We start from the raw sequence: 651 nt of genomic DNA, 5'->3' as shown, positions 1-651 counted from the left end.
GTCTTTTATCATGTACGCTAAGCGTTGCTCTGGATAGCTCAAGTCCATCGGCACATACACTGCACCCGCTTTTAAAATGGCTAAAAATGCCACTGGTAAATCTCGACTTCGCTCTAGTGCAACACCCACTCTTTGCTCTGCAACCACCCCTTGCTCGCGCAAGTAATACGCCAATTGCGATGATCTCTCATATAGCTCCTTAAACGTATAACTGAGGCCATCACACGTTACGGCTTCTGCATCGGGTGTCTGCTCTGCCAATTGATTTAATGTTGACACCACATCTTGATATTGCTCTGGGCGTAAAACCGGGGCATCGCCATTCGGAAGATATATCGGTGTTTCTACCCCCACTAGATAAGGTGTAAACTCATCACCAAACCCTTGTACTTGTAACGACTCTGCTTGCGCCGATGTGACCAAGGATAACTCTGACAAGATTGCGCTTTGGTTCGCCACCATCGCTAAAATCAAAGACCCCAGCTGCTCTGACAGCCTGCTCGCACTCGGTGTGCTTACTTTGTCACTTTGATATGTCAGCGTTATTTTCAATAAGGCTGCTATATCAACCTCTACTGAGACTGGGTAATTGGTTTCTTCTTCAGAATGCACCACATCAAATGACGTATCGTGTCTTTCTTCACTTTGCAG

1 protein-coding gene is annotated in these 651 nt (G+C 46.4%); it reads right to left on the bottom strand.

All coding sequences use genetic code 11. From position 1 onward, the window contains the following. On the bottom strand, positions 1-651 hold a 651-nt coding region (locus BGP78_RS17775), incomplete at both ends, for an AMP-binding protein (protein ID WP_147386092.1).

This window comes from Pseudoalteromonas sp. MSK9-3 (assembly GCF_003590335.1).
Taxonomy (GTDB): Bacteria; Pseudomonadota; Gammaproteobacteria; order Enterobacterales; family Alteromonadaceae; genus Pseudoalteromonas.
Note: the sequence above shows the minus strand (reverse complement) of the source record. Positions and strands in the feature narration are given on the sequence as shown.